The sequence below is a fragment of the Halorubrum aidingense JCM 13560 genome (assembly GCF_000336995.1).
In the GTDB taxonomy this organism is placed as follows: Archaea; Halobacteriota; Halobacteria; order Halobacteriales; family Haloferacaceae; genus Halorubrum; species Halorubrum aidingense.
In genome coordinates this window covers 52,128-78,073 of record NZ_AOJI01000012.1, presented here as the reverse complement: position 1 = coordinate 78,073, position 25,946 = coordinate 52,128, and the positions used below count along the sequence as shown (strand labels likewise).

The window sequence follows — 25,946 nt, the reverse complement described above, 5'->3', positions numbered from 1 at the left end:
ACCGTCCCCAAGGCGGAGTTCGACGCGCTCAGAGAGGCCGGTTGGAAGGTGTCGCGGACCGGGGCCGGAGAGCTACGCGTCGTGTGTATGCCCCACGTCACCCGCGAGACGCTCCGGGCGTTCGTCGCGGATCTCGACCGGATCAGACGGTGATCGGACGGGGAGAACGGCGGAGCACGACCTCGGCGTCGTCAAAAATCAGAGCGCCCGACGAACGGCGGACGCGCCGCGATCGAGGGTTCCTATCGCCACTCGTCGGCCGGCACGAGGTCCGATTCCGAGACCGTAATCCAGCGCGTCGTCCGATCGTCGGGATCGCGGTCGCGCTCGAAGAACGTCACCTCCCCGTCTCCAGAGCCGTCGTCGGTCCGTTTACAGGCGATCTCGGGTGGCCCGGTACGGACACGCGTCGATGACGTGGACATACGTGCCGCTTCGCTCGGCATGGGATAATAAGTATTGGTTTCGATCGAGACAATCAGAAACAACGGCAGTTGTGGACGACTGTTCGTTCGATTCAGAAACGAGACTGCGTCCGATCGCCTACAATCGGACGGGAACGCCTCGCTCGTCGAGGTACCGCTTCGTCTCCTCGATCGAGTAGTCGCCGAAGTGGAAGATGGAGGCGGCGAGCCCCGCGTCGGCGTTCGCTTCGGTGAACACCTCGTACATGTCCTCGGGACCGCCACAGCCCGACGAGGCGATGACGGGCGTGGAGACGGCGTCGCAGACCGCCTTCATCAGCGGGATGTCGTACCCGTCTTTCGTTCCGTCCATGTCGATAGAGTTGACGAACAGTTCGCCGGCGCCGCGCTCCTCGGCCTCCATCGCCCACGCGACGGCGTCGATCCCGGTCCCTTCGCGGCCGCCTTTCTTGGTGCACTCGAACCACACCGTCTCGCCGTCGGGGTCCTCGTAGAAGTGTTCGCCCTCGTCGTCGTACCGGCGGCGCGCGTCGACGGAGATGACGATACACTGGCTGCCGAACGCCGCCGCGCCCTCCTCGATGAGCTCGGGGCGTTCGAGCGCGCCGGTCGTGATAGAGACCTTGTCCGCGCCGGCCCGGAGCGTCTCCTTGATGTCGGCTTTCGTCCGGATGCCGCCGCCGACCGTGAGCGGGATGAAACACTCGTCGGCGACCGCGTTCACCACGTCGAGCATCGTCTCCCGGCCGTCCGCGCTCGCGGTGATGTCGAGGAAGACGAACTCGTCGGCGCCCGCCTCGTTGTACTTTTTCGCCAGTTCGACCGGGTCGCCGGTGTACTCGAGATTCTCGAAGTTGACGCCCGTGTACACCGCGGCGTCGCCGCTGTCGTCGAGGTCGACGTCGATACAGGGAATGATCCGCTTCGTGAGTCCCATTCGTTACCGTGCGTTGACGGCCGCGGCGGTTAAAAGGCGCGGGGTCGGGGAGGCGCTCGCTCGTCGTCCCCGACCGTCGCACGTCGGGCCCGCGCGTCACTCCCGTTCGTCGTACTTCGCGACGGCGCGGTCCGCCCGCTTCGAGATGCCGTTCGGGTTCCTCGCGGGGCTCCGATCGCGCCGGCGAGCCACCAGCCCGTCCGATCCGCCGCCGAGGACCCCGACGAGCACGTCTCGGCCGGTCGCGGCCCACCGCGACGGCGTCGACTCGCCTTTCGCGACGTCGCCGGCGGCGCCGATCGCGTCCTTCAGCGCGTGTGAGCCGGTCCGTCCGACGACGGTGGGACGGATCCCGTAGTTCTTCAGGAGGCGATACGCGAGCGCGCGGTACTTCCATCCCCACTCGCTGGCCGTTCGGCCGCCGTCGGCGGCCGTCGGGGACGGTAGCTCCCTGGTGACCGCGAGGTCCTCGCGCCACGTGACGGAGCGGTCCAGCCGAGCGAGTCGGTGGGCGGCGTCACGCGCGCCGCCGGTTCGCAGATACTCGTCGAAGCCGTCGAGGTCCCGAAGTGCCTCGGCGCGGAACGCGACGTTTCCGCCCCGGAAGTACGTGACTTCGCGGCCGGCGATCGTCCGCCGTTCGGGTCCGTCGAGCCCCTCGGGCCCCTCGGGCCCGTCGGACCCATCGGATTCAGCTGGTTCGTCGGATCCGTCGGATCCGCTTTCCTCGCCCGCCGAACGCGGCTCGATCGACGACACCGGGCCCGTCACCACGTCGGCCGTTTCGAGCCCGGCGGCGACGGCGGTGCGCCACGAGTCGCCGATTCGCACGTCGTAATCGACCAAGGCGATCGCGTCGCCGCTCGCCACCTCGATCCCGGCGTTGCGCGCGACGTTGACCGTTCGGTCGGAGATCTCCACCAGCACGTCGACGTCGTCGCGGTCGCGTACCATCCCGGTCGTCCCGTCCGCGGAGGGGCCGTTGGCCACGACCACCTCCGCGTCGGGCGCGTGCGCCGCCAAGGCGTCGAGGCAGGCGGCTAACCGATCCCGACCGTTGAGGGTCGGGACGACGACCGTGAGGTCCATATACGCCGTTATCGGGACGAGGGATTAAAAAGGGCTCCGTGCTCGGTCGGTGTCGGCTCTAACGTCGGGGGAGGACGTCAGATGGTCAGGTAGTACACCTGCTTGCGCGCGTCCTTGAAACTGTACCGCGAGTCGACGAGCCCCTCCTCTTCGAGACGGTTGAGCGCGTAGCGGACGGTCCGGTCGGGCAGCAGCGACTCCTCGGCGAGGCCGCCCTGCGAGAGCGGCGCGTCGCCTTCCAGTACTTTCGCCACGAGTTTGGCGCTGGGGGGGAGTTCGCGTAAGCGGTCGCGGTACTCGGTCTCGGATAAGCGGTCTTGGTCGGCGGTCTCCGCGGGACTGGTACTCATGTCTCATGAGAAGCGCCCGCGTATTGGTAAAGGTTAGCTACATATTGGGGAATCTGATTGGAATAATATAATGTGTTAATATCACATCTCGGAGCACCGTCAAACCCGATCGATCGGGCACAATATTCAGATGCGTCTCGGTTGCGATCCGATCGCGGTCTGACCACGCTCCGGTCACGGTCCGACCCCCGAGTCACGGCCCGACCACATTCCGGTCGTGGCGCGGTCGGTCGAACCGTATCCAGTACGGTTTTGTCGGTCCGGCTTCCAGTACGGACAACGTGAAGGGACAGGACTGGTACCAGGCCGACGAGGTCGCGGAAGAGTACGAAGACGTACGGTTCTCCGGCGGCGGAGAGCTCATCGATCGACGCGAGAAAGCGGCCGTCCTCTCCGCGCTCGGGCCGATCGACGAGGGGCACCGCGTGTTGGAGGTCGCCTGCGGCACCGGTCGGTTCACCACGATGCTCGCCGATCAGGGCGCCGACATCGTGGGACTCGACATCTCCCGAGAGATGCTCGAACAAGGACGGAAGAAGGCCTCGACGGCCGGTCTGTCCGACACCGTCGAGTTCGTCCGCGGCGACGCCTCACGGCTCCCGTTCCCGGACAATCACTTCGACACCGTGATGGCGATGCGCTTTTTCCACCTGATGGACGACCCGGTGCCGTTCCTCAAAGAGCTGCGCCGCGTGAGCGCCGATCAGGTGTTTTTCGACACGTTCAACCGTCGCAGCCTGCGGACGCTGTACACGTGGTTGCTTCCGATGGGGTCGCGGCTCTACTCCGAGCGGCAGGTCGCCGCGATGCTCGGAGAGGCCGACCTCACGCTCGTCGACGAGGAACACGACTTCGTGTTGCCGTACGGGTTCTACCGGGAGCTTCCCGGCCCGGTCGCGAAGCCGTTCCGGCTGATCGACGAACTCATCGGGAACACGGTCCCCGGCGACTACGTCGCGTCGGTCTCCTACTGGGACTCGCGGATCCCGGACGACACCGAATCGACAGCCCGATCGAGCACCTGATCGGCCGACAGCAGCGTCCCCGGGCGGACGCCGCCCGACTCAGTGCAGTTCGTCGACGACTTCGCCGACCGCGAAGTTGGACTTGACTTCCGTGATCTCGATTTTGACGCGCTCGCCGACGTCGGTGTCGGGGACGATGATCACGTAGCCGCGCTCGACGCGAGCGATGCCGTCGCCCTGTTTGCCGAGGTCTTCGATTTCGACGTAACGCATCTCGCCCGGCTCGACCGGCGGCTGCGGACCGTCGTCGGCGCGAGACGCCGACACGTCGGTTCCGCCGCTGGCCGATGCCCCGTCGCGCTCGGCCCCGCCGGCGCCGTCGGCGCCCGCTGACCGCGAGATGAGTGCGACCCGATACGTCTCGCCCGGCTCCACCGAGCCGGTCTCGACCTCGCGGCGCGGCACGTCGACGACGTACTCGCCGTCTTCCTCGCGAACGTCGGCGCTGAACAGACAAAGGAGGTTCTCTGAGATCTCCATAGTAGAGTTCACCCGTACGTGGTAACGAGTTCGTATAGTTGTACCGCCGTTCCGGGGCCAACACCTTTGTCATCACCGACGGAACGGTGGATCATGACCGATCTGACCGTTCGACGCGGAGCCGTCTCACCACCGATCGTGACCCCGTTCGACACGGAGGGCGGCGTCGACACCGACGCGCTCGCGAGTCACGTCGAGACGCTCGTCGACGCCGGCCTCGACGGAATGGTCCCCTGCGGGACGACCGGCGAGTTCGCCAGCCTCACCGACGAGGAGCACCGCGCGGTCGTCGAGACGACCGTCGAGGCGGTCGACGGCCGAGTCCCCGTGATCGCCGGGGCGGCGGACACGACCGTGTCGGGCGTGCTCGACCGGCTCCGACTTGCCGACGCGGTCGGCGCCGACGCCGGGCTCGTCACGCTCCCGTACTACCACACGTCGACGGACCCGAGCGGTCAGCGGGCGTTCTTCGAGGCGATCGCCGACGAGACGCCGCTGCCGGTGGTCCTGTACGACATCCCCTCGACGGTCGGAGAGCCGATCGACGCGTCCGTCGTCACCGCGGTCGCCGACCGCGAGTCGATCGTCGGGCTGAAAGACACGACCGGCGACATCACCGGGCTCGACGCGACCCTGCGCGGGACGCCGGAGTCGTTCACCGTGTTCCAAGGCGTCGACGCCCAGCTCTACCCGAGCATGTCGCTCGGCGTCGACGGGGGGATACACGCTCTCTCGCAAACGATCCCCGAGGTGTTCGTCGCGCTCCGCGAGGCGATCCGCGCCGGCGGCGACGACCGCGCGCTGGCGCTGCATCGCCGAGGGATCGCCCCGCTGTTCACCCGGTGTGGCGACCACGGGTTCGCACCTGTCGCGAAGGTCGCGGCGGCCCACCGCGGATTCATTCCGGATCCGCGAGTCCGTCCACCGCTCACGCTCCCCGACGCGGCAGCTCGGGAGGCGATCGGCGACGACGTCGACGCCGCGCTCGACGCGGTGTAAGGCCCGCGGTTCGGGACGGCGATCCGGCGATCAGTCCCCGTCGATCGGCGTCCCGTCGGCGTTTTTCGCCCCCTCGGAGTCGAAGACGACCACGTCGCCGGCGGCGCGCTCGGCGGCCGCCGGGTCGTAGTTGTCGCGGACGCCGATCGCCTCCTCCAGCTCGCGGACCGCCCGTTCTTTGAGCGCCGCGGCCAGCTCTTCGGCGTCCTCGCGGGAGATGTCTCGGCCGAGCCCCTCGCACTCGTGTGCGCGGACGATCCCCTCGGCGTCGACCGCCTCGCCCATCGGTTGGGTCGTCCCGTCGAGCGCGACGCTGAACGGGTAGGTCCGACAGATCAGCGGCCGGGAGTCGTGAACCGAACAGGCGCCCCGCCCGTCCGACTCCTCGTAGAAGGTGCAGTCGCCGCAGTCGTCGGTCGCGAGCGCCCACTCGAACGTCTCGCCCTTCGGCTCGCCGTCTTCGCCCACCGAGAGCCCGAACGGCATCGGGCGGGCGACGTCGCGCCAGTCGTACGACTCGCCGCCGACCTCCTCGGCCCCGGCGGCGACGTCCCGGATCTCGCCCGGAAAGACGGTCGCGGTGTGGGGTTCGCGCTCCTGATCCGTGTCGGCGCCGTGACAGCCCCGATCGGTCGCCTCTCCCGTCCCCTCGCCGGCGGGCGCCTCTCCCGTCCCCTCGCCGGCGGGCGCGCCGCCGGGTTCGTCGGGAGCGTAACCCGTACAGCAGCCGCCACAGCGCGTGCACTCGAAGCCGATCGACGCGATCGCCTCGGCGAGATCGTCGACGTCGAGGGCGCGGGCCTGCGCAAGTTCGGCTTCGAGCGATTCCATGCCCCTACTTGCGCCGCAGTCGGGTTAACGCCGTCCTTTCGGCGGAGCCGGGCGGGGTGACCGACGGCGGGTCCCGCTGCCGCTACCGGCTCCGGCCCGAAGGAGCGAAGTGCGATCGCTCCCTATCAGTCGGCCGTGAAGGAGTACGAGCGGAAGGGCCTCCTCGAACGGGTCAACCGGGAAGCCGCGACGGTGGGCGCCGACATCCCCGAAGAGATAGAGATACAGGAGGAGTCGATCGACCTGCAGTCGTTCGTCTTCGAGATCAAGCGGCGGGAGACGGTACCGCCCGGCGAGCGCGACCGCGTCGAGCGGGCCAAGCGGAACCTCCGCCGCGAGCGGCTGGAGCGACTGGAGCTGATCGAGGAGAACGAGGTGAGCTACGCGGAGGGTGAGCGTCTCGCGGCGTCGATCATCGGGATCGATCGCGCGCTGGAGGCCCTGGAGGGGCTCGGCGCGACCGACCCCGAGACGGAGGCGAAACGGCAGGAAACGGCCGACCGCAAGCGCTGGATGCGGTTTTTAAAGAAGGCACTCGGCCGCGACGGCGGTGGCGGGGCCGGCGGCCGGACGCGGTTCTGACCGCCGGTCGGCGCGGTCAGTTCGAATCGGTCTCGGAGGTGAACACGCCGTCGAGGTCGACGCTCGGCTCGCGTCGGGGTTCGGGGTCGGGAGTCGTCCGATCGTCCGGTGTGTTCTCCCGCGCCCGCTCCATTAGCTGTTCGTGCGTGTCGCGCGTCTCTTCGTCCCGCCCCGGTCGTTCCTGCACGTAGCTGCCGTCCGACCGCATCGTCCACCGACGCCGGTTGTCGGCCAGCATCGTCGAAAGCACGTCGTCGAGCGTCGCCCGGAGATTCGGGTCCTCCACGGGCGTCACCGCCTCGACGCGCCGGTCCAGATTCCGCGTCATCCAGTCGGCCGAGCCGATGAAGTACGCCGGGTCGCCCGCGTTGTCGAACCGGAGGATCCGCGAGTGTTCGAGGAAGCGCCCGACGACGCTGTGGACGGACACGGTGTCGGTGACGCCGTCGACACCGGGACGGAGCCGGCAGATCCCGCGGACGATCAGGTCGATCTCGACGCCGGCCTCGGCCGCCTCGTACAGCCGCTCGACGATACCGGGGTCTTCCAGGGCGTTCATCTTCGCGACGATGCGCCCGTCACGCCCCGCCATCGCGTGCTCTCGTTCGCGATCGATCAACTCGTAGAGCCGTTCTCGAAGGGTTTCGGGCGCGACGAGGAGCTTCCGGTAGCTCCGATTGCGAGAGTGTCCGGTGAAGGAGTTGAACAGTCGGACGAGGTCTTGCCCGATGTCGCGGTCGGCCGTGAACAGCCCGAGGTCGACGTATCCCTTCGCGGTCCCCGAGTGGTAGTTGCCAGTCGAGACGTGCGAGTAGATGCGGACGTCGTCGCCCTCCTCGCGGACCGCGAGCGCGACCTTGCTGTGGGTCTTGAGGTCGACGGTTCCGTACGCGACGTGTATCCCCTCCTCTTCGAGCCGTTTCACCCATCGGAGGTTGTTCTCCTCGTCGAACCGGGCCTTGAGTTCGACCATCACCGCGACCTGTTTGCCGTTCTTCGCGGCGTCGATCAGGCTCTGTAGGACGTGCGAGTCGGGGGCAGTCCGGTAGATCGCCGCCTTGATCGCGAGCGTGTTCGGGTCCCGTGCGGCGGCGTCAAGGAACGTCTGGACGGTGTCGGTAAACGAGTGGTACGGGTGGTGGACGAGCGCGTCCCGTTCGCGGATCGTCTCGAATATCTCTTCGGGGCGTTTCGGGTCCAATCCCGCGAATCGCGGGTGTTTCCGGGGCGTCCACGCCGGGAACTTCAGCTCCGGCGCGTCGAGGTCGTGGAGGGTCCCGAAGTCGCTCAACGCGAGCGGCCCGCGTCGCTCGAACACTTCCCGCTCGTCGACGTCGAGATGCTCGACGAGGAGGTCGCGCACCGCCTCGGAGGTGTCCTCGTCGACCTCGAGCCGGACGAGCGTCGCGAACCGGCGCTGTCGGAGCACGTCCTCGATCCGCTCGATCAGCCCCTCCGCGACGTCCTCGTTGCGGCGGACTTCGGCGTTGCGCGTCACGCGGAACGTGGAGTGGTCGACGATGTCGACGTCCGGAAACACCAGGTCGAGATTGGCGGCGATGACGCGTTCGACCGGGACGACCCTCGTTTCGGCGTCGGAAGACGAATCCGGGGTGGTAGGCACCAACCGCGGGAGGTTCTCCGGCACCTTGATCCGAGAGAACCGCTCGGTGCCGTCGGGCTTTCGCGTGCGGATGGCGAGCGACAGCGAGAGGTTCGAGAGGAACGGGAAGGGGTGGGCCGGGTCGAACGTCAGCGGGGTGAGCGTCGGTAAGACGGTAGACTCGAACCGGTCTCGAAGGTGGTCGACTTCTGCGCGCTCCAACTCGTCGTACGAGAGGATCGCCACGCCGGCTTCACGCAGGGCCGGCTTCACGGCCTCGTGGTAGCACCGCGACTGCGTTTCGAACAGGTCGCCGGCCATCTCGAGGGCGTCGGCCCACTGCTCGCGGGGCGTCGCCCCGTCGACGGTCGACTCGGTGATTCCGGCGTCGATCTGCTGTTTGAGCCCGCCGATCCGCTTCATGAAGAACTCGTCGAGGTTGCGCGTCAGGATCGAGAGGAACCGGAGCCGTTCGAGCGGTGGTTGTCGGTCGTCGATCGCCTCGTGGAGCACGCGCCACTGGAACGCGACCTCCGAGAGCTCGCGGTTGAGGTACCACCCCTCGTGGTCGAACGGCTCGTCGACGGGTACCGAATCAGACGCGATTGCGGGGGTTCGCGGCGGGACGGCGTCTCGCCACGTTTCCGGCGAGAGAGCGACGCCGCGGGACTCCGGCTCGTCGCTCGCCTCCGTCTCGTCACAGGTCTCGGTACTGTCGCTCGCCTCCGTCTCGTCACAGGTCTCGGTACTGTCGCTCGCTTCCGTACCGTCGCTCGTCTCGGTGTCGTCACACCTCTCGGTACCGTCACCCGTATCAGCGTCCTCGTCGCGGCCGTCCGCCATGCTCGGCTCCTCCATCTCAGCCGAGCTTCGCCACGTCGACGATCTTCTCGTCGCTCCGGTTGACGCCGCCGCGAAGCGCCGGGACCGACGTGATCGTCTCCGTCCGGAGGTCGTACGCCGACAGCGTTCCGCCGTACACACAGCCGGTGTCGAGTCCGATCGCCCACTGGGAGATCACCGGCTCCTCGAGGACGGTGTGTCCGAAGAAGACCCGCGGCGGGCCGGCGTACTCCTCGTACCAGTACGGCGGGTCGTAGCTCCCGCCGGGCGCGAGCGACCGAGTGTTCTGGAGGTCGTCGATAGTGTGCTCGGACAGCGGCTCTCTGGGGTCGACGCCGCCGTGGACGACGAGGTTCTCCCCGACCGTGATCGCGACCGGGAGCGACTCGATCCACGCGAGGTCGTCGTCGCTCAGCCCGTCGAGCGATTTCTCGCCGCGAAGCAGCTTCTCCTCGTTGTTCCCTCGGACGGAGAACATGTTGGGCGACTCGCGGACGCGCTCGACGACCGCGGCGCTGTCGGGGCCTTTCCGGACGAGGTCGCCGACGAACACGACGAGGTCGTCGTCGGTCACGTCGAGTGTCGACAGCAGCCGGTCGAGCGGCTCGGGACAGCCGTGCACGTCGCCGACGATGTACGCCTCGTCGTACTCGTCGAGGTCGATCTCGCGGTGGTGCGGTTCGACGTCCGGGTGGAAGCGACCCATTACGACCGAGTATGGGCCAGTTTCGGTATTAAACACCACTAAGAACGGTATATAACACTATATATCCGAATGAAAAATCACCCGCGGGCCGCGTTCGGTGGCCGCGCTCGATGGCCGCAGGCGCGAAGACGGCCGTGTCCGGCCCGGAACTCAGTTCCCCGTGAAGTCGATCCGCGAGCCGCTCGTCTCGCCGTCGCGCCGGGCGGGACCGAGGCGAACGAACTCGTAGGCGTCGTCGGTGAGGTACACCGCGTCGCCGTCGACGGTCACGTCGACGCGCTCCAAGACGGCGCCCTCGCAGGGGCCGAAGTTGCAGTACCCGCCGTCGGCCTCGAACGTCGCGCCGTGTTTCTGACAGAACACCTCGCCGTTGCGGACGAACGCCCCGTCGTCCTTGTCGAGGCGCACGTCGGTCCAGTGCTGACAGTAGTTGCGGAACGCGCGCATCTCGCTCGCCGCGCGCGTGAGGATCGCCTCCGCTTCGGGGGTGCCGTCCTCGGCCTCGCCCACGTCGCCCTCGCCGTCGTCGACCGCGTCGGCGTCGACGGGGCGCAGCGTCACGAGCAGCGTGCTCTCCTCGGGAACCTCCTCGACGGCGGCGATCCGGCGGTCCGCGTCCATACCCGTCCGTGGCCAGCGGACGGTTTGAACGTTCCGCGTTCGACCGAAGCGGGGCCTCACCGGCGCGTCGCCGCCGAGCAGGTATAAATCACGGCCACCACCGCCCGCGTCCATTTTTAAGTATCGGCGAAGGCTGCTCAAGTGACGACGGAAGCGTGGACGAGACTCACAGAGGGCTCCGATCTAGATCCCGAGCCACTCGTCGTTGCTGACTTCGTACCCGTTGTCGCGGCAGTACGTCGCCGCGCGTCGGCGGATCTCACGGGAGCCGGGGACCACTTCGCGCTCGCGGATCTGATCGACGGTCCAGTCGGCGACGACTCGGATCCCCTGATCGTAGTCGACCGCGTCGATCGCCGCCAGCTCCAGAAACGTCCGCTCGAAGGCGTCGCGCTGTGAGCGTCCGAGCTCCTCGTTCGGGAGCTCAGCCACCGCCTCCGCGATCCGCTTCAGCGCACCCGCGGCGGTCGGTCGCTGGACTCGCTTGCGCACCGCCGCGGGCGACTCGAAGGTCTCCACGTCGGCGTCCGGAATCAGGTCCGCGACCGTGTGCGTCCCCGAGTCCGAGGCGATCTCGCGGTCGCCGACCGCCGCGACGATCCCAGCGCCGGTCTCCGGGAACGACAGCGATTCGAGCGCGGCCTCGAACGCTTCGAGCTCCGAGTCGGGGATCGGTGGTTCGGGCTCGTCGCCGCGCGCCAGCTCCGCGTCGATGTCGCGCTCGCGCTGGCGTCGAGCGTCGTCGTCAGCCTGTTTCTCTCGTCCGTCTTTATTGTCGGCCATCCATCATCTATGTCCGCTGACGGCATAATAGTGTGGACGGATCCGTCGGATCAGCGGCGATCGCCGTCGTAGTACCGCTCTTCGACCCGCCGATCGAACAGCCCCGAGAGCAGGGCGGTGAGCGGACCGGCGGTGTCCTCGTCGCCGGTGGCGCCGCCTCCCGCCTCGCTGCCTCCCGCTCCACTGCCTCCCGCCCCACTGTCTGCTCCGCCAACCGCGATCCCGTCCACTCGCGCGACCGGTCGGATCTCCCACGTCGAGTTCGTCAGGAAGACCTCGTCGGCCTCTCGCACCGCGTCGGGCGCGTACGTGCCCTCCTCGACCGGTATCCCCTCCTCCTCGGCGAGCTCGATCACCGTCTTGCGGGTGACGCCGGGCAGGATCGGCCCGTCGAGCGAGGGGGTCTTCAGCGCGGTGCCGTCGACGAAAAAGAGGTTCGAGGTGGCGCCCTCGGCGACGTTGCCGTCGGGGTCGAGCATCAGCGCCTCGTCGGCGCCCGTCACGCGCAGCTCCAACCGCGCGAGGATCCCGTTGAGGTAGTTGTGGGTCTTGGCGTCCGCCGGCAGCGCCCGCGACGACGGCTTCCGGGTCTTCGTCGTCTGAATCGTGGCCGGGCCGTCGTATACCGGTTCGGAGTCGACGCCACCGCGAGGGAGCGGCTTCGCGATGACGACCACGGTCGGGTCGACCTCGGGGTGCGGGTCGAGCGTCCCCGGCTGGATCCCGCGGGTGATCGAGCACTTCACGTAGGCGTCGTCGAGCTCGTTGGCGGCGAGCGTCTCGTCGATCCGCCGTTTGAGGTCTTCGTCCGACAGGCCGTGGTCCAACGCGAGCGTCTCGCACGTGTTCGCCAGCCGGTCGGCGTGGTCGGCCCAGCGGAAGAGATCGCCGCCGTACGCGCGCATCGTCTCGAAGGCCGCATCGCCGTAGGCGAACCCGCGGTCCTCGACCGAGACGACCGCCTCGTCCGCGGGGACGAGGTCGCCGTCGACGTGGTAGACGCGTTCGGAAGGGTCGGCGGCGTCGGCGTCGTCACGCATGGGGCTCACCGCTCGCCCTCACACGTCGCGACGAAGTTTTCGACCATCGCCTTCCCGCGCGGCGTGAGGATGCTCTCGGGGTGGAACTGCACGCCGACGTGGGGTTTCTCGCGGTGGCGGACGCCCATGACGACCTCGCGTTCGTCCTCCGTTCGGGCGGTCTCGACGAGGTCGTCCGCAAGGTCGTCGCGCTCGACGCACAGCGAGTGGTACCGCCCGACCCGGAGCCGGTCGGGGAGCCCCGCGAACACGCCCGCGCCGTCGTGAGTGATCGTCGACGGCTTCCCGTGAACGACCTCCGGGGCGTGAGTGACCCGGCTCCCGCGGTTCGCGCACATCGCCTGATGGCCGAGACAGACGCCGAAGACGGGGCGGTCGAGGTCGAAGACGGCCGTGGAGACGCCGGCCTCGGCGGGCGTCCCCGGGCCGGGCGAGACGACCACGCCGTCGGGGTCGAGCGCGCGGATCCCCGCCAGGTCGACCGCGTCGTTCCGCCGGACCGTCACTGCCCCGGCGACCTCGCCGACGTACTGGACGAGGTTGTACGCGAACGAGTCGTAGTTGTCGACGACGAGGATCCGGGCGTCCGAGTCGCCGACGCCGGGGCGCCACCCCGCTTCGGTGGAATCTCCAACGGCGTCGTCGATGGAGTCGCCGGTGGAGTCGCCGGTGGAGTCGGCGACGCGGTTTCGGTCGGCTCGATCAGTCATCGGTCGCCTCCCGGCCGTCGACGGCCATCTCGCCGGCCGCGAGCGCCTCGTCGATCGCGGTCACGAGCGCGCGCGCCTTCGCGAGCGTCTCCTCGTACTCGGCGTCCGGATCGGAGTCGTGGACGATCCCGGCACCGACGCGCAGGTGGTACTCGTCCGCGCGCCGGACCAGCGTCCGGATGACGATGTTGAGCGTCGCGCGTCCGTCGAACCCCGCCGCGAGCATCGAGCCGGTGTAGGGGCCGCGCCGCGTCGCCTCCAACTCGTCGATGATCGCCATCGTCCGCGGCTTGGGCGCGCCCGTGATCGTCCCGCCCGGGAAGCACGCGGCGACCGCGTCCGCGAGCCCGACGTCCGGGCGCGCCTCGCCCTCGACGAGGCTCACGAGGTGCATCACCTCGCTGTACCGGTCGACGCGGCGGTACTCCGTCACGTCGACCGTGCCGAACCGAGAGACCTTCCCGAGGTCGTTGCGTTCGAGGTCGACTAACATCGCGTGCTCGGCGCGCTCCTTCGCGTCGCCGGTCAGCTCCGCCTCCAAGGCCGCGTCCGCCGCCGGCGTCTCCCCGCGCGGGCGGGTCCCCGCGATCGGCTCCGTAACGAGGCGGGCACCGCGGTCGCCGCAGTCGCCGGGGTCGTCGCCGTCGCCATCGGCCGCCTCGTTGCCCCCCGCCTCGCCGTCGGAGGGGATCCGCTCGAGCAGTAGCTCCGGGCTCGCGCTCACGAGGTCGGCGCCGGACCCGCCGCGCGCGAACTCCACGAGCCCCGAGTACGGCGCGGGGTTCACCGCTCGCAGCGCGTCGTAGGCCGCGACCGGGTGGACCGCCGCCGGCGCCCGCAGCCGCTGTGAGACGTTCGCCTGAAAGGTGTCGCCCTCGCGGATCTCCGCTTTCACCCGTCGAACCGCCTCCGCGTACCCGTCTCGCCCCACATCGCTCTCGAACGTCGCCGTCGACGCGTCTGGGGCGGGCGCCGGACCGGTGTCCGGGTCCCCCGTCTCGATGCGGTCGACGAGATCGGTCGCCCGCTCGACGCCCGCCTCGAACAGCGCATCGAGCGCGTCGCGGTCGGCGTTCGGGCCGTCGAGTCCGCCCGGCACCCGCGGACAGGCGGTCACGCGGAGGGTGACCGGCGAGCCGCCGCCTTCGGCGTCCTCCGCGTCCCCCGCGTCCGGAATCGGGCACTCCCAGGCCGCGACCCGGTCGAAGACGCCGATCTGTAGCCGGGGGAGCCCGCGGTCGTCGACGGCTCCCGGCCCGTCGGGCGCGGCCGGCGGGAACGCCTCTAGCTCGCGGGCGGCGTCGTAGGAGAGCCAGCCGAACGCGCCGCAGGGGTACGGCACGTCGCAGTCGCCCCGCCGGAGGGCCTCGCCGTCGACGAGGCCCTCGAGCGCCGCGAGCGTCGGGCTCGGGCGACGGTAGTCGCCTCCGGGGGCGCTCGCGCGAGCGACGACCGCGTCGTTCGAGACGGTGAGCCGCTCGACGGGGTCGACGCCGAAGTACCCCCACCCGGGTTGCCCGCCGGTGGTCTCGTAAAAGAAGCCGCCCGGACCGTCTCGGGCCCGCTTGTAGGCCGCGAACGGGTCGTCGACGGCGACCCGGACCTCGACCGGGACGCGGGCGCCCGCCGGCGCCGCGGCGGCGACCTCGCGGAACCGGTCTCGGTCGGTGTGTGCCGATCGCTGCATGGGAGACGGTTCGGCGGCGGCGACGAAACAGTTGCGGTCGGGGGTCCGCCGTCGCCCGGTCAGCGGCACCGCCGGTCGGTCAGCGGCGGTGGCGGTCAGTCAGTCAGTAACGCCCGACGGTCCGCGCCGTTCGCGTCAGAACTCCCGTGCCCGATCGATCCACGTCGCGGCGCGGCTCTCGCCGACGCTGGTTCCCTCGGCGACCGCCGTCGCGTCGGCCGCGGCGAGTTCCTCGACGCTGTGGATGTCGATTTCGGCGAGCCGTTCGGCGTACGCCGGGCCGATGCCCTTGATCTGCTCGACCGGAGTGCCCTCGTCGCTCGGGACGGCGCCGCCGTCTTCGGAATCCAATGTCTCGGAGTCGGCTTCCGCCTCGTGAGCGTCTTCGTCGTCCCCGCTCTCGTCCTCTAACCCCTCGACAGCCGTGCCGTCGTCCCCGATCGCTGCGTCATCGTCTTCGTCGACCGCGACCGCCTCGCCGTCGCTCTCTGCGTCCTCGACAACGACGCTGTCCTCCTCGTCGTCGGTGTCGTCGATGTCGACGTCGTCGTCGGCATCGCTCTCGTCAGCGACGCCGGTCTCGTCAGCGACGTCGGCCTCGTCCGCCGGCTCCGACGCGTCCGGCTCCAGCGCTTCTGACTCCGACGCGTCCGGCTCCGCGGTCTCGACGCCACTCGCTTCCGTGCTGACCGGCGTGTCGTCGGCGTCGTCTGCCGTGCCGTGTTCGACGGTTACCGTCGTCTCTCCGCCGCCGGATCCGGAGTCATCGCCGCCAGTACCGAATCCGAGTTTCTCTTTGATCTTCTGCAGTAGGGCCATTATCCCCCGGTAAACGCGCGAGATATTTAAAAACCGTCGGCCTGTCGAGATATCGCCTCGCCCCGTTGCCACGAAGCGGCCGACGGCGACGCCGTCGTCTCGCCGGCTTATAAGTGTCGCCGGACCGATCGGTAGATATGGACGTTCTCAATCCGGTGATGTGGTCGGTCCACGTCGCCTTCGCAGTGCTCTGGACCGGCAGCGTGTTGTTCGTCGCGGTGGCCGTGCTCCCGTCGGCGCTTCGCGGCGATATCGGCGGCGACGCGCTCGCCGGAATCGTCGGCCGACTCCGGTGGATCACCCGCATCGCCGCAGTCGCCTTCGTCGCCTCCGGCGGCCACATGGCCGGGACGCTGTACACGTTCGAGTCGCTCACCGGCAGCGGCCGGGGCCACCTCGTGTTGACGATGCTCGCGCTCTGGTTCGTCATCACCGGTCTCGTCGAGGTCGCGAGCGGAAAGCTGCTCTCGGGCGTCGACGCCGGGAAGCTACGCGAACCCGCACGCGACGCGAAACCGTTCTTCTACGGCGCCGCCGGGCTCTCCGTCGTCCTCCTGCTCACGGCCGGGTTGCTCGCGAGCCCGACGCTCTTATAACTAGCTCGCGGGTCTTCGCGACGGTTCTCTCACGCCAGTTCCGCCCGCAGCGCCGCGTTCATCGCCTCGACGGGCGCGTCCTCGCCCGTCCATATCTCGAACGCCTCGACGCCCTGAAACAGCAGCATCCACGCCCCGTCGACGGTCGTCGCGCCCGCGGCGGCCGCCTCCCGTAAGAGCCGCGTTTCGATCGGCGCGTACACCGCGTCGAGCACGGCCAAGTCGCCGTGGAGGTGCGCGGCCGACACCGGCGTCGACTCCGGGTCGTCCATCCCGACGCTGGTCGCGTTCACGAGCACGTCGGCGACGGCGAGGCGCTCTCCCACGTCGCCGAGCCCGCCACCGGTCGCGTCCGGTACGTCGGCCGCGAGCGAGACGGCCCGCTCGGCGGTCCGGTTCGCGACGTGGACGGTCGCGCCGGCGTCGGCCAGCGCGAACGCCGCCGCGCGGCCCGCGCCGCCCGCGCCGACGACGACCGCGTCCGCGCCGTCGAGCGCGACGTCGTGGTGCTCGAACGCCCGCGTGACGCCGGCCGCGTCGGTGTTGTAGCCGCGGGGGCGGTCGGCGGCGGCGCCGTCGCCGCTCCCGCCGGCGCTCCCGTCGGCGACCGCCCCGAAGTCGACCGTGTTGACCGCGCCGATCCGCTCGGCGAGGGGGTCGGCGTCGACTGCGTCGACGACGTCCCGCTTGAACGGGATCGTGACGTTGAGCCCGGCGACGCCGAGCGCGGCGGCGCCCTCGATCGCCTCGACGGCGCCGTCGGCATCCGGCTCGAAGGTCACGTAGCGCGCGTCGATTCCGAGCGTCTCGTAAGCGGCCTCGTGCAGCGGCGGCGACAGCGAGTGGCCGACCGGGTTCCCGATCAGTCCGTACACGTCCATGAGCGCTCACGCGACCGCGAGCGACAAAAGCGGCGCGGTCGCGATACTTGGGCGCGGTCGCGGTCACTTCCCGTCGGCGCCGCGGTCAGTGTCGATGACGTCCTCGAGCGTCTCCGTCCCCACGTCGCTGGCGAGTTTGACGCCGACGAGCGAGACGACGATCCCCGCGACGATGAACGCGGCGAGCCGCTCGACGGGACTCACGACGACGCCCATCATTTCGAGCGGGTCGAGGATCGCCTCCTGCGCGAGGAAGTAGCCCGCGAACCCGCGGACGACGAGCGCGACGGCGGCGATGACGAACGGGAGGTTGAGGTACGGCGTTCGGATCCCCTCGTCGCGGATCAGTTCGTCGAGGAGGCGCCCGACGGCCGCGGTCACGCCCGCGATCGCGAACCACGGCACCGCCGCGTACGTGAACTCCATGACCTCGACGATCCGAGGGGCGTCGGCGCCGAGTTCGGAGGCGGCCAGCACGCCGAAGAAGCCGCCGACGAGCGTGAGCCCGCCCGCGACGACGTACGTCACGATCGAGACCTGCCCGGCGTACAGCGCCTCCCGGATCCGTTCGGGCATGCCGGCGACGAATCGGTCGATCGCGAGCCCCTTGTACAGGAGCGCGGCGCCGAGCAGTCCCGCCACGCCCGCGACCGCCGTCCCCGCCGAAAAGTAGTAGAACAACACGGGCAAGAGGAGGAGCGCGGTCCCGAAGGGGACGAGAATCGTCGAGCGGAGCTGCTCGTCGGCGAGGAACTGCTTGAGCAGGTAGTACGTCGACTCGATGTCGCGGGCCTGTCGGACGACGACGCGGTCGACCGAGTCGACCGGCATCCGCGACTCCACGATCGGGAGCACCTGCTCGTCCTCGGCGGAGTCGACCACGACGATCGCGGCGCGCGGGTCGTACCGGTCGACGAGGTCATCGAGCTGGGCGGCGATCGACCGGTCGGCACCGATCGCGGACTCGCTCTCGGCGGAGACCACCGCGACGACCGACTCCTCGCGCTCGTCACGGAGGTCGCGCGCGACGCGCAGGGATTCGAGCAGACAGTTGACGCTGGCGTCCTCCGGGTCGCTGAGCCCGGCGTCTGTGACGAGCGACCGGACCGCCTCCCAGCCGGCGACCGGCATCGGGACGTTGGTGGCCCGGCCGATCGCCCCCGAGCGATCGATACAGATGACCAGCGTCGTCACACCTCGACTCACTATCCGACCGAATAAAAAGCTCCCCGTCGCCGGGGATCGACGCGTCGCGTGCTGATCGGGCGGCCGATCCGGCGACCGGTCCGGCGCCCGGCCGGCCTAGCGCAGTTCGACGTCGACGTCTCCGCCGTCGTCCGCGAACACGCTCGCGACGCCGCTGCCGGCGGCGAACGCGACCCGCTCGGTGCCGATCCCGAGCCGCTCCGCCAGCCCGCGTTCGGGCGTGAACTCGCGGACCTCGGGCTCCGCACCGATCAGCGATTCGAGCCGGTCCTCGACGTCGTCTTCGGTGCCGAGCTCGTCGACGAGTCCGAGCTCCAAGGCGTCGGTGCCGAGGTAGACGCGGGCCTCCGTCTCGCGGACCGCCTCGGGGTCCATGTCGCGGCCCTCGCTGACGGTCTCGACGAACTGCTCGTAGTAGCCGTCGATGATCCCCTGCAGGTACTCGCGCTCGTCGTCCTCGATCTCGCGCAGCGGGACCCCCGCGTCCTTGTACTCGCCGGCCGTGAACTGCTCGTAGGAGATACCGAGCTTGTCCGCGAGGCCGGCCGCGTTCGGGCGGGAGCCGACGACGCCGATGGAGCCGACGAGGCTCGCGTCGCGCGCCCACAGCTCGTCGCAGCCGCTCGCGATCCAGTAGCCGCCGGACGCGCACAGGTCGGTCGCGTACGCGACCGTCGGGCCGTCGAACGCGGCCGCGGCGCGCCGGATGTCGTCGCTCGGGAGCACCTCGCCGCCGGGGGTGTTGAGCTCGACGACGAGCGCCTCCACGTCCTCGTCCTCGTCCGCCGCCTCGATCTGTTCGACGACGTCGTCGGCGGTCGGACCGCCCGGCCTGGAGAGCGGCGACGGTCGGCCCTTGTCGCGAGCGATCGGCCCCGACACCGACACCTTCGCGACGTTGTACGCCTCGTCGTCGCCGAACCGGCCGCGGGTGAGTCGAGCGACGAGTCGCGTGCCTGCGAACGCCGTGGCCGCGCCCACCATGGCGGCCGCGAAAAGGTTCCGTCCGTTCGAACGCGCGTCGTGTTCCATACCGTCGATTGATGGCGCGGCCGCTTATAAGCTGTCGCTGACGGCGACGTCGACGGTGCTTGATCGGCGCCGGTACCGCGATCGCCGTCACCCGATCACCGTCCCGCGATCGCCGTCACCCGATCGCCGCCGAATCGCGATCCTCGTCGAATCGCGATCGTCGTCGAGTCGCGATCGCCGTCGCTCTCGTGCGTTGGTCGGTGAAAACCGCAAAACCGAGAAAATCGCGTGTCCGGACTTACAGCAGGCCGGTCTTCTGCAGCTTCATCAGGTCCTCGGTGTCGAGCGTCTCGCCCTCCTTGAACTTCTGGTAGATCTCCTCGGCCTCCTCTTTCTCCTCCTCGCGCTTCTCGGCGCGCTCGTCCTTGCGCTCGCGCTCCTCTTCCTTGTCGAGCTCGCGCAGGCGCTTCTGGACGCGCACGAAGTCCTCGTGGTGCTGGTCGGCGGCCTCTTGGGCCTCGACGAACAGCTCGTGCATCTCGTCGGCCTCGTCGCGGATGTCGTCGGCCTCGCGGTAGGCCTCGATCATCTGGTTGTGGTGCTCCTGGGCCTTGTCGGCGAGCTCCGTCACCTTCTGGTGGTGCTGGGACGCTTCGGAGCGAACCTCTTCGGCCTCCTCGACGAGGTCGTCGAGCTCGCTCGTGTCGTCGACCTTGTCCTTCTTCTCGGCGAGCTTCTCGCGTTTGTCGTCGATCTTCTCGATGAGCTCGCGCTCGTCGTCGGCGTCGAGCACCTCCGTCTGCTGACGGAACTCGAGGTCTTCGATCTCCTCTTTGAGCTCCTCGATGGACTTGCCGGAGCCGAGTTCCATGTCCTGTTTGAGGTCCTCGACCTCGTCGAACAGCTCGTTGGCCTCGGCGTTGAGCTCGTTCCGCTTGTCCTTGTGCTCCTGGACCTGCTCGTTGAGCTCGTCGCGCTTCTCGCGGTGTTCCTGGGCCTCGTCGACCTTCTCGCGCGTCTTCGCGTTGAGGTCGTCGCGCTTCGACGCGCGCTCGCTGGCCATCTGGTTCAGCTCGTTCCGCCGGTCGCGCAGCTGACCGGCTCGTTTGATGAGCTGTCCTTTCGACCCGTTTTCAAGGTCGTCCTCAGAAAGGTCCACGTTGTCCGCTTCGTCCATCGCCTCGATCTCGTACTGCTCGATGACTTCTTCTTTCGTTACCATTTTTTATCTCTCCATCACCGCTCCGGATGTGGCGAACGCTCGCCGTCGTGTGTGGGGCCGTTCACAAGAGCTCCCGTTCATTTCAGCGTGCGATTCCACCAGCGCCGGAGGCGTTCTGGTACCAAATCCTACCACAGGCCGACATATAAATACTTCGGTGAATCGGGTGGAACCCGGTAGCACGGACCGTATACCGGCCGATCCGTGTTGAGTTGTCACACACCTATTGGGACGTATGACCGTAATGTGAAACGTTCACAACCGGAGAGCCACGTCCCCGACCGACCGCGCCGCTCGCGGATCGGCGGGGTCGACCGCGGATCGACGGCTACGGCAGTGGGTCGGCTATCGAGCTGTGAGTCAGCGGTTATCGCTGTGAATCGGCGGCGGACGCGTCTCAGGCGACCTCGTAGGAGAGCACGACCCCGTCGTCGAGCCGTTCGGTGCCGACCAGATCGAGCCGCGGGAACGCCTCCACGAACCCGTCGCCGTCGGCGAGCGTCGGCGCGTCTCGCCCGCCGATCACCATCGATCCCACGTACACGTGGAGCTCGTCGACGACGCCGGCGGCGAAACAGGAGTAGATAATCTCGCCGCCGCCCTCGACCATCAGACGGTCGACGTCGCGCTCGGCCAGTTCCTCGACTCCCGCCGCGAGGTCGACGCGCTCCGCGCCGGCGACGATCACCTCAGCGCCGGCCGCGCGCAGCTCCTCGCGACGGTCGGCGGGAGCCGCCTCGGAGACGAGCAGGTAGGTCGTCGCCGCGTCGTCGAGGATCCGAGCGTCCGTCGGCGTCCGTCCGGTCGAGTCGACGACGACGCGGGCGGGGTTGCCTTCGCGACCGTTCCGGAGCCGTTGGACCCGGCGGTCCTCCTCGTCGAGCGTGAGGTGCGGGTCGTCGGCGAGGACGGTGCCCACGCCCACCAGCACCGCGTCCGCGGCGGCCCGGACGCGGTCGACGCGGTCGAAGTCCTCCGGGCCGGAGATCCGGAGCTGTTCGCGGCGGCGGGTCGCGAGCTTCCCGTCGACGCTCTGGGCGGCGTTGACGACGACGTGCATGCGTGGAGGTCGCGCGGGCGCCGAATGGGCGTTTCGGTCACGCGTTCCGCGTTACCGTCGGCCCGCACCGCGTCGTCGACACCGTTTTTTGACCCCGAGCGAGAGGCTACCCATGTCCGATCTCACCGCGCACCACGTCGGTATCACCGTCTCCGACCTCGACCGCGCCGTCGACTTTTATACCGAGACGTTCGGCCTCGAGGTCGTCGCCGAGTTCGCCGTCGGCGGCGAGGCCTTTGCGGAAGCGGTCGACGTCGCGGGCGCGGAAGCCGAGTTCGCGCATCTCGACGCGGGCGACGCGATCGTCGAACTCGTCGCGTACGAGCCGGCGGGGGAGAAGACGCCCGACCCGGAGCTGAACCGACCGGGAGCGACTCACCTCGGGCTGTCGGTCGACGACGTGGACGATTTTTATACTACTCTCGACGAGGGCGTCGAGACGCTATCGCCGCCGCGGACGACCGCGAGCGGCACCACGGTGCTGTTCGTCAGGGACCCGGACGGCAACCTGATCGAAGTGCTGGACGCCTGAGTCGGGAACAGGATCTGAGACGGGGATGACGGCCTGAATCGCTTCACCGCGGGGCGGCCTGAACCGCTTCACCGCGGGGCGGCCGCATCGGCCGCACCGCCCCTCACTTCACCTTCGTGCCGGGCCCGGCGTCCTCGTAGGTCGTGAGGAGGTCGGCCTCCTCGCCGGCGGCCAGCACCATCCCGTTCGACTCGACGCCGAACAGTTCGGCCTTCTCCATGTTCGCGAGCACGACGACCTTCGTGCCGGGGAGGTCGTCGACGTCGTGGAGCTGTTTGAGCCCCGCGACGATGGTCCGCGTCTCCGCGCCGAGGTCGACGCGGAGCTTCAGGAGGTCGTCGGCACCCTCGATCCCTTCCGCCTCCTCGATCCGGCCGATCCGGATGTCGAGGTCCTGGAACTGGTCGAAGCTGATGCGGTCGTCGCTGAGGGGGTCGATGTCGGTGGAGTCGTCGTCGGTCATGGTGTCGTCTGCGTCGTCGTCAGTTGTGTCGTCGTCGGTTGTGTCGCCGTCGCCTTCTCCGCCCGCCTCCGCCTCGGCGACGCGGGCTTCGAGCTTCTCGTTCAGCTCCTCGACGCGGTCGTCCTCGATCTTCTCGAACAGCTCCGTCGGCTCCGCGAGGTCGCCGGCGGGCTCCTCGCGGGCCGCTTCGACGGTCACGTCGTGGACGGAGCCGTCCTCGCCGAGCTGGTTCCAGAGCCGCTCGCACTTCTCCGGGGCGATCGGCTCGAAGAGGACCGCGATCGCCTTCGCGATCGCGACGCAGTCGTGGATGACCCGCGCGGCCTCCTCGGGGTCGTCGTCGACGAGGTTCCACGGCTCGCTGCGCTGGATGTACTCGTTGCCGAACCGGGCGAGGTTCGTGACAGCGTCGCCGAGCGCGCGCACGGAGTAGTCGTTGACGGCGGCCTCGACGTCGGCGATCGCCTCGTCGATCCGCTCCGCGACCTCGTCGGTGGTGGCGTCCGCGATGGGCGCCGCGTCGTAGTTGCGGTGCGCGAAGAGGAGCGAGCGGTAGAGGAAGTTGCCGACGGTGCCGACCAGCTCGGTGTTCACGCGGTCGCGGAACTTCTCCCACGAGAAGTCCACGTCCTGTTGGAACCCGCCGTTCGTCGCGAGGTAGTAGCGCAGCGGGTCGGGGTGGAACCCCTCGTCGAGGTACTCGTCGGCCCAGACGGCGCGGTCGCGGCTGGTGGAGAAGCCCTTGCCGCCGAGGGTGACGAACCCGCTCGCCATGACGGCGCGGGGTTCGGTGTGATCGGTCGCCTCCAGCATCGCGGGCCAGAATATCGTGTGGTGCTGGATGATGTCGCGGCCGATCACGTGGACGATCTCGCCGCCCTCGGGGTGGTCGTCGCTCGCGCCCTCTTTCCACGCGGCCTCCCAATCGAAGGCGTCGGCGCCGACGCGTTCGGTGTACTGCTTCGTCGAGGAGATGTACTCGATCGGAGCGTCGACCCAGACGTATAAGACGAGGTCCTGCGGGTTCTCTCCCGGATAGTCGATCCCCCAGTCCATGTCCCGGGTGATACACCAGTCTTGGAGCCCCTGTTCGATCCACTCGCGGGGCTGGTTCCGGGCGTTCGAGGTGCCTTCGAGCCGGTCGAGGAAGCCGGAGAGGTACTCGGAGAACTCGGAGACCGCGAAGAACTTGTGAGTGCGCTCGCGGTACTCGGCGGGGTTGCCGGTGATCGTCGACTCGGGATCTTCGACCTCGCCGGGTTCGAGGTGGCGCTGGCACCCCTCGTCGCACTCGTCGCCGCGGGCGTGCGCGCCGCAGTACGGGCACGTCCCTTCGACGTACCGGTCGGGGAGGTACTGGTCGTCGACCGGGTCGTACGCGACCATGATCTCCTTCTCGTAGACGTGGCCGGCCGACTCGAGGTCACTGACGAGCTGTTGGGTGACCGCGGTGTTCGTCTCGTCGTGGGTGTGCCCGTAGTTGTCGAACTCGACGTTGAACTTCGGGAACGTCGCGGCGTACTGCTCGTGCCAGTCGAGCGCGAACGATTCGGGGGAGACGCCGGCCTGTTCGGCGTTGACCGCGACGGGCGTCCCGTGCATGTCGGAGCCGGAGACGAACGCCGTCTGCTGGCCGAGTCGTTCGAGCGCGCGGCTGTACACGTCGCCGCCGACGTAGGTGCGCAGGTGGCCGATGTGGAGGTCGCCGTTGGCGTACGGCAGTCCACAGGTCACCACCGCCGGGTCGTCCGTAGGGAAGTCCTCGTGGCTCATGCGGTGTGTATGTCGTGTGTCGGTCGATCGGGCCTAAAGCCCGCTGGTTCCGGGCCGTCCGGTTTCTCATCGGTGGCGGAAGGTTCGAGATCACCGGCGCCGACGTGGACGGACGGTAGATCCGACGTTCGGCGACACTCGGTCAACCGAGTAGCCCTCAGACGATGTCTCGAACGATCGCCGCCGCGTCGGCCGCCGTCGGCGCGAGCACGTACACGATCGGCTCGATCCCGACCGCGCCGGTCTGATAGAGGACGAGCGCGTCGGAATCGCCGTCGAGGTCCGCCTCGTCGATGGCGGCGGCGACGGCCTCCCGCGTCGGCCGTTCGGGGTCGAACTCGACGGTCGGGTGCGACGCGCCGAGCCGCTCGATCGTCTCGGGGTCGTAGCGGACGTTCACCGCGCCGCGGGCGGTCACACCGGCGGCGCGGGCGGCGAGCAGCACCGTGGCGACGTACTCGCTCACGCCGAACTCCGGCTCGCCGGGCACCATCGCCTGCCCCTTCACGTCGACGAGCCGCCCGGGCACCGCCGCCACGTCGTCGACGGTCCGGGCGCCGGCGAGACACTCGGCGACGTTCGCCCCGACGTTGGGGATGAGCGCGGCGAACCCCGAGGCGTTCGTCAGCGTCCGGAGGCCGCGACGGACCGAGCCGAGGACGCGCTCGCGCTCGCGGAGCCCGCTGTCCGGGTCGTGGACGGAGAACTCCACGTCGGCGTCGGCGAGCGCGGGCATCGCCTCCTCGTGAAGGTCGGCGAGCAGGTCCCCGTCCTCCAACTGGCGGATCAGCACCTCGATCTCGACGAGCGCCGCGATCGGACTCAGGTCGCCGTCGGCGAGCCCTTCGCCCACGCGCTCGACGAGGTCGCGGACGCGCTCGTCGGCGACGACCCGCTCGTGGCGAGCCACGTCGCCGTGGGCGTACTTCGACACCGCCGACTGGGAGATGCCGAGCGCGTCGGCGACCTCTCGCTGGGTGAAGCCGCGGTCGCGGAGGTCCTCCGCCAGCATCGAGCGAACGGTGGGGAGGAACTCGTCGACGACGACCTCCTCGATGAACTTCACGGCTCGACTCCACCGCCGTCGCCGCCGTCGCCGTCGTCACCGCCGTCGAACTCCGGATCGGAGCCGATCCGGGACGCCTGCGGCCCGTCCTGGTCCTGATACTTCGAGCCGCGTTCCGCGCCGTAGGGGCGATCCGCGGGCGACTTGAGCTCTGTGAAGGTGAGCTGGGAGACGCGCATCCCCGGCGAGAGCGCGACGGGCGCGGTGCCGAGGTTGGAGAGCTCGAGCGTGATCTGTCCGTGATACCCCGGATCGCACAGCCCGGCGGTCGCGTGCACGACGATCGCGAGCCGACCGAGCGACGACCGACCCTCGACGTGTGCGACGAGGTCGTCGGGGATCTCGACGCGCTCCGTCGTCGTCCCGAGCACGAAGTCGCCCGGGTGGAGGATGAACTCGTCTCCCTCCGAGACGGTCGTCTCCGTGACGTACTCGCCGACCTCGTCGGCCTCGGTCGGGTGGATACACGGGATGTTGGTGCGCTGGAACTCCAGGAATCGCTCGCCGAGGCGCAGGTCGACGCTCGCGGGCTGGACCTGCTGATCGACGTCTGCCAACGGCTCGATGACGAGATCCCCGTCCGCGAGGCGGTCGAGGATGTCGGCGTCCGACAGGATCATGTCGGAATCGCGTCGGCGGGTGGGC

Annotated in this window: 27 protein-coding genes and 1 pseudogene; 6 read left to right on the top strand and 22 right to left on the bottom strand. The window is 69.1% G+C overall.

Annotation, left to right across the window (positions count from 1 at the left end):
• A pseudogene (locus C461_RS16020) lies at positions 1-153 on the top strand (tyrosine decarboxylase MfnA); the annotation flags it as partial.
• An 89-nt stretch (positions 154-242) separates the two neighbouring features.
• Here the strand turns inward: C461_RS16020 and C461_RS01995 are convergent.
• The 4 genes from C461_RS01995 to C461_RS01980 form a co-directional block, all read right to left on the bottom strand.
• On the bottom strand, positions 243-425 hold the full coding sequence (locus C461_RS01995) for a DUF7511 domain-containing protein (protein ID WP_049906208.1): 183 nt from the start codon (positions 423-425) through the stop codon (positions 243-245).
• Positions 426-543: 118 nt separating this feature from the next.
• The gene (gene hisF, locus C461_RS01990; protein WP_007998182.1) at positions 544-1,362 is read right to left on the bottom strand and encodes an imidazole glycerol phosphate synthase subunit HisF; all 819 of its coding nucleotides are present in this window, start codon (positions 1,360-1,362) and stop codon (positions 544-546) included.
• 96 nt (positions 1,363-1,458) lie between these two features.
• The gene (locus C461_RS01985; RefSeq protein ID WP_007998180.1) at positions 1,459-2,451 is read right to left on the bottom strand and encodes a glycosyltransferase family 2 protein; all 993 of its coding nucleotides are present in this window, start codon (positions 2,449-2,451) and stop codon (positions 1,459-1,461) included.
• A 77-nt stretch (positions 2,452-2,528) separates the two neighbouring features.
• Entirely contained in the window at positions 2,529-2,801 is a 273-nt protein-coding gene (locus C461_RS01980) for a MarR family transcriptional regulator (protein ID WP_007344851.1), read from the bottom strand.
• A gap of 281 nt (positions 2,802-3,082) precedes the next feature.
• On the opposite strand from C461_RS01980, the gene C461_RS01975 reads away from it, so the two are divergent.
• A complete protein-coding gene (locus C461_RS01975; protein WP_007998178.1) occupies positions 3,083-3,826 on the top strand; it encodes a class I SAM-dependent methyltransferase in 744 nt (247 codons plus the stop codon).
• Positions 3,827-3,865: 39 nt separating this feature from the next.
• Here the strand turns inward: C461_RS01975 and C461_RS01970 are convergent, their stop codons facing one another.
• Positions 3,866-4,306, bottom strand: coding sequence for a TRAM domain-containing protein (locus C461_RS01970; protein ID WP_007998175.1), 441 nt, complete (start codon positions 4,304-4,306; stop codon positions 3,866-3,868).
• A gap of 93 nt (positions 4,307-4,399) precedes the next feature.
• Between C461_RS01970 and C461_RS01965 the strand changes: the two genes are divergently transcribed.
• Positions 4,400-5,305, top strand: coding sequence for a dihydrodipicolinate synthase family protein (locus C461_RS01965; protein WP_007998174.1), 906 nt, complete (start codon positions 4,400-4,402; stop codon positions 5,303-5,305).
• A gap of 30 nt (positions 5,306-5,335) precedes the next feature.
• Here the strand turns inward: C461_RS01965 and C461_RS01960 are convergent, their stop codons facing one another.
• A complete protein-coding gene (locus C461_RS01960) occupies positions 5,336-6,136 on the bottom strand; it encodes a YkgJ family cysteine cluster protein (RefSeq protein ID WP_007998172.1) in 801 nt (266 codons plus the stop codon).
• Positions 6,137-6,271: 135 nt separating this feature from the next.
• Here C461_RS01960 and C461_RS01955 point away from each other — a divergent pair, with 135 nt between their 5' ends.
• Positions 6,272-6,718 carry a DUF5788 family protein gene (locus tag C461_RS01955; RefSeq protein WP_007998170.1) on the top strand — a complete coding sequence of 149 codons (447 nt, stop codon included), beginning with the start codon at positions 6,272-6,274 and terminating at the stop codon, positions 6,716-6,718.
• A gap of 16 nt (positions 6,719-6,734) precedes the next feature.
• On the opposite strand, the gene ppk1 is transcribed toward C461_RS01955, so the two are convergent.
• From ppk1 to C461_RS01915, 8 genes are all read right to left on the bottom strand, one after another.
• A complete protein-coding gene (gene ppk1 / locus C461_RS01950) occupies positions 6,735-9,164 on the bottom strand; it encodes a polyphosphate kinase 1 (RefSeq protein ID WP_239639080.1) in 2,430 nt (809 codons plus the stop codon).
• Between the two features lie 16 nt (positions 9,165-9,180).
• On the bottom strand, positions 9,181-9,870 hold the full coding sequence (locus tag C461_RS01945) for a metallophosphoesterase family protein (RefSeq protein WP_007998167.1): 690 nt from the start codon (positions 9,868-9,870) through the stop codon (positions 9,181-9,183).
• Positions 9,871-10,020: 150 nt separating this feature from the next.
• The gene (locus C461_RS01940) at positions 10,021-10,491 is read right to left on the bottom strand and encodes a Rieske (2Fe-2S) protein (protein ID WP_007998166.1); all 471 of its coding nucleotides are present in this window, start codon (positions 10,489-10,491) and stop codon (positions 10,021-10,023) included.
• Positions 10,492-10,674: 183 nt separating this feature from the next.
• On the bottom strand, positions 10,675-11,274 hold the full coding sequence (locus tag C461_RS01935) for a DUF5789 family protein (protein WP_007998165.1): 600 nt from the start codon (positions 11,272-11,274) through the stop codon (positions 10,675-10,677).
• A 50-nt stretch (positions 11,275-11,324) separates the two neighbouring features.
• Positions 11,325-12,314, bottom strand: coding sequence for an aminotransferase class IV (locus C461_RS01930; RefSeq protein ID WP_007998164.1), 990 nt, complete (start codon positions 12,312-12,314; stop codon positions 11,325-11,327).
• A 5-nt stretch (positions 12,315-12,319) separates the two neighbouring features.
• Positions 12,320-13,024: an anthranilate synthase component II gene (locus tag C461_RS01925; RefSeq protein ID WP_007998163.1), complete on the bottom strand. Its 705-nt coding sequence runs from the start codon at positions 13,022-13,024 to the stop codon at positions 12,320-12,322.
• Positions 13,017-14,711, bottom strand: coding sequence for an anthranilate synthase component I family protein (locus C461_RS01920; RefSeq protein WP_049906207.1), 1,695 nt, complete (start codon positions 14,709-14,711; stop codon positions 13,017-13,019). The genes C461_RS01925 and C461_RS01920 overlap by 8 nt, the downstream gene beginning before the upstream one ends.
• A gap of 135 nt (positions 14,712-14,846) precedes the next feature.
• A complete protein-coding gene (locus tag C461_RS01915) occupies positions 14,847-15,530 on the bottom strand; it encodes a helix-hairpin-helix domain-containing protein (RefSeq protein ID WP_007998161.1) in 684 nt (227 codons plus the stop codon).
• Positions 15,531-15,667: 137 nt separating this feature from the next.
• Here C461_RS01915 and C461_RS01910 point away from each other — a divergent pair, with 137 nt between their 5' ends.
• Positions 15,668-16,126 carry a hypothetical protein gene (locus tag C461_RS01910; protein ID WP_007998160.1) on the top strand — a complete coding sequence of 153 codons (459 nt, stop codon included), beginning with the start codon at positions 15,668-15,670 and terminating at the stop codon, positions 16,124-16,126.
• A 29-nt stretch (positions 16,127-16,155) separates the two neighbouring features.
• Here C461_RS01910 and aroE read toward each other — a convergent pair whose 3' ends face one another.
• From aroE to C461_RS01885, 5 genes are all read right to left on the bottom strand, one after another.
• Entirely contained in the window at positions 16,156-17,007 is an 852-nt protein-coding gene (aroE, locus tag C461_RS01905) for a shikimate dehydrogenase (RefSeq protein ID WP_007998158.1), read from the bottom strand.
• Between the two features lie 63 nt (positions 17,008-17,070).
• Positions 17,071-18,201: a DUF373 family protein gene (locus C461_RS01900; RefSeq protein WP_007998156.1), complete on the bottom strand. Its 1,131-nt coding sequence runs from the start codon at positions 18,199-18,201 to the stop codon at positions 17,071-17,073.
• A gap of 108 nt (positions 18,202-18,309) precedes the next feature.
• A complete protein-coding gene (sppA, locus tag C461_RS01895; RefSeq protein ID WP_007998154.1) occupies positions 18,310-19,245 on the bottom strand; it encodes a signal peptide peptidase SppA in 936 nt (311 codons plus the stop codon).
• A 238-nt stretch (positions 19,246-19,483) separates the two neighbouring features.
• Positions 19,484-20,407, bottom strand: coding sequence for a coiled-coil protein (locus tag C461_RS01890; protein ID WP_007998153.1), 924 nt, complete (start codon positions 20,405-20,407; stop codon positions 19,484-19,486).
• Between the two features lie 397 nt (positions 20,408-20,804).
• Positions 20,805-21,467 (bottom strand): 2,5-diamino-6-(ribosylamino)-4(3H)-pyrimidinone 5'-phosphate reductase, encoded by a 663-nt coding sequence (locus C461_RS01885; RefSeq protein ID WP_007998152.1) that lies wholly within the window; start codon positions 21,465-21,467, stop codon positions 20,805-20,807.
• A 112-nt stretch (positions 21,468-21,579) separates the two neighbouring features.
• Here C461_RS01885 and C461_RS01880 point away from each other — a divergent pair, with 112 nt between their 5' ends.
• Positions 21,580-21,999, top strand: coding sequence for a VOC family protein (locus C461_RS01880; RefSeq protein ID WP_007998151.1), 420 nt, complete (start codon positions 21,580-21,582; stop codon positions 21,997-21,999).
• Between the two features lie 103 nt (positions 22,000-22,102).
• Here C461_RS01880 and metG read toward each other — a convergent pair whose 3' ends face one another.
• From metG to dcd, 3 genes are all read right to left on the bottom strand, one after another.
• The gene (metG, locus tag C461_RS01875) at positions 22,103-24,235 is read right to left on the bottom strand and encodes a methionine--tRNA ligase (RefSeq protein WP_007998150.1); all 2,133 of its coding nucleotides are present in this window, start codon (positions 24,233-24,235) and stop codon (positions 22,103-22,105) included.
• A gap of 157 nt (positions 24,236-24,392) precedes the next feature.
• A complete protein-coding gene (locus tag C461_RS01870; protein ID WP_007998149.1) occupies positions 24,393-25,301 on the bottom strand; it encodes a thiamine-phosphate synthase family protein in 909 nt (302 codons plus the stop codon).
• Positions 25,298-25,921 carry a dCTP deaminase gene (gene dcd / locus C461_RS01865; RefSeq protein WP_007998148.1) on the bottom strand — a complete coding sequence of 208 codons (624 nt, stop codon included), beginning with the start codon at positions 25,919-25,921 and terminating at the stop codon, positions 25,298-25,300. Before dcd ends, C461_RS01870 begins: the two co-directional genes overlap by 4 nt.
• Between the last annotated feature and the right edge of the window lie 25 nt (positions 25,922-25,946).